This is a genomic window from Actinosynnema sp., assembly GCF_052038725.1.
Map to the genome: position 1 here is coordinate 1 of NZ_JBQGCX010000094.1, position 2,663 is coordinate 2,663.

At 76.5% G+C, this 2,663-nt stretch carries 1 protein-coding gene and 1 pseudogene; both read right to left on the minus strand.

All coding sequences use genetic code 11. The features are described 5' to 3' along the window. Positions 1-98: 98 nt before the first annotated feature. A complete protein-coding gene (locus ACTUAL_RS01810; protein WP_440899035.1) occupies positions 99-2,045 on the minus strand; it encodes a vWA domain-containing protein in 1,947 nt (648 codons plus the stop codon). After that, positions 2,042-2,663, minus strand: a pseudogene (locus ACTUAL_RS01815) (magnesium chelatase); the annotation flags it as partial. The gene ACTUAL_RS01810 and the pseudogene ACTUAL_RS01815, both read right to left, overlap by 4 nt.

Genomic DNA, 2,663 nt, shown 5'->3' on the forward strand with positions numbered 1-2,663 from the left:
GTGCTCGCGCTGGTGTTCCGGGTGCACCTGGAGCGCGGCGGGCGGCTGCTGCAGGAGGTGCGCGCCGAGGTCGCGGTGCGCGACCCCGGCGCGTGAGCTCACCGCCTGCGCCGCGACCTGAGGTAGTCCCCCACCACCGCCGCGCCGAGGCCGTCCTCGTCCGGCGCGACCACCCGGCCGCCGCTGCGCCGCGCCACCCGGTCGATGAACGCGGTCAGCCGGGGGTCGTCCCCCAGCCGGAACAGCGTCAGCGACGCGCCGAGGGCGCTCAGCGCGTCGACCTCGGCGACCGTCCTGGCCAGCGTCCGGTCCAGCGGCGGGTAGTGGAACACCGCCTCGCCGTCCTGCTCCAGGTGCGCGGTGGGCTCACCGTCGGTGACCACGAGCACCACCGGTTGGGCGTCGGGGTGCCTGCGCAGGTGCCTGCCCGCGAGCAGCAGCGCGTGGTGCAGGTTGGTGCCCTGCTCCCACACGCCCTCCAGCGCGGTCAGCTCGCCGACGTCGACCGCCTCGGCGTGCCGCCCGAACGTGACGATCTGCAGCGCGTCGCCCCGGAACCGGGTGCTGATCAGGTGGTGCAGGGCCAGCGCGGTGCGCTTCATCGGCACCCACCGCCCGTCCTGCACCATCGACCAGGAGGTGTCCACGCACAGCGCGACGGCGGCCCGCGTGCGCTGCTCGGTCTCGCTGACCTCAACGTCGACCACGTCCAGCCGCACCGCGCCGCCCGGTGACGTGCCGGACGTGCGCAGCACCGCGTTGGTGACGGTGCGTGGCGTGTTCCACGGTTCGGTGTCGCCGAACTGCCACGGCCGGGTGGACCCGGTCAGCTCCCCGGCGGCCCCGGCCTGGCGGCTGTCGCGCCGCCCCTGCGCCCGCACCCCGTCGAGCACGCCGCGCAGCGCGCTCTCCCCCAGCTGCCGCAGCGCCTTCGGCGTGAGCCGCAGCGTGCCGTCGGGGGCGCGCTCCACGAGGTTCTGCTGCCGCAGCAGCCGCTCCAGCTCGGCGAGCGCCCGCGCGTCGACCCCGGCCTCGGGCCCGAGCTGGCGCACGAGCGCGTCCAGGTCGATGTCCTCCAGCCGGGCGCCCGGATAGGACTGGGAGAGCTGCTCGGCGAGCTGGTCCAGCTCCGCGAGGTCCGCCATGGCCTGCGCGGCCTCGCCCAGCCCGAGCGGGTTGTTCCCCCGGAACCGGGCCGAGGAGTCCCAGTCCTCGCCGGGCCGCAGCCCGCGCAGCAGCGAGTCCAGCGCGGACAGCTGCGAGCCGACCTGCGACCCGCCGAACGCCTGCTGGCTCAGCGCGGACAGCTCGGCCCGCTGCTCCTCGGTCATCGAGTTCATGACGCGCTGCGCGGCGGCGGACCGGGCGGCCAGCACGTCGACCAGCTCGTCCACGTCCTTCGGGTTCTCCGGGAAGAACTCGCCGTGCCGCCGCATGAACTCGGCGAACCGCTCCCGCACGTCCTGCCCGGAGGCGTGCGCGGCGAGCAGCGCGTTGAGGTCGCCCAGCATCTCCTGGATGCGCTCGACGTCGGCCTGCCCGACCCCGCCCATGGCCTGCTTCATGCCCTGGAACCGCTGGTCCATCAGCTCCCGGCCGAGCAGCTGCGAGATCCGCTCGTAGGACTCGCGGGCCCGCGGCGAGCGCCAGTCGTACGAGGACAGCTCGCGCACGGCGGCGGCGGTGCCGGTGGGCAGCGCGTCGAGCTGGGCCTCGCGGAACCGGGCGTCGTCGTCCGGGTCGGGGAACAGCGCCGCCCGCTCGGCCTCCAGGGCCTCGTCGAGCAGCCGCCGCACCTCCTGCAGGGTGCCGTCGAGCCGGTTGCGGCGGGCGAGCGCGGCCCGCTTCTGCCACAACCGGGCCGTCAGGTCGTCCAGCCCGCGCCCGCCGGGCAGGCCGCGCCGCAGCAGCTCGCGCAGCGCCGACTCGGGCGAGGCGCCCTCCATGATGTCGCGGCCCAGCTCGTCCACGGCCGCGCGCAGGTCGGCGGGCGGGGCGAGCGGGTCGGGGCCGTCGGCGTACCGGCCGTACCGGTAGCCGCTCACCCGTAGACCGATCGGTCGTCGTCCGCGTCCTTGGCCAGCCGCCTGGTCAGGTACAGCGACTCCAGGGCCAGCTCGACGGCGGACGCGATGCGCCCGGCCGGGCCCGAGGGGTCGGCGCCGAGGCGGGTGGCGACCTCGTGCAGCACGGGCAGCTCCGGCAGCGCGCCGAGCAGCTCGGCGGCGGTGACCCGCTCGCCGGTGGCCACCGGGTGCCCGTCCGAGACGGCCACGGCGAGCTGGCGCAGGTCGACGCCCCCGCGCGCGGCGCGGGCGGTGTCGGCGACGGAGCGGCGCAGCAGGTGGGTGAGGACCTCCTGCTCGCGGCCCTCCTCGCCCGCCTCGAACTCCAGCTTGCCGCGCAGCACCTCGGGCACCGACTCCAGGTCCACCGGGCGGGCGACGGCCGGGGACTCGCCGGTGAGGGCGGAGCGGCGCAGCGCGGCGGCGGCCACGGTCTCGGCGGCGGCGACCGCGAACCGGGCGGAGACGCCGGAGCGCTGGTCGATCGCGGGCGACTCGCGCAGGTGCCGCACGAACCGGGCCACGACCTCCAGCAGGTGGTCGCCCACCTCGGCGACCAGGTCGGCCTCCTGGCGGACCAGGTCGACCTCGGCGGCG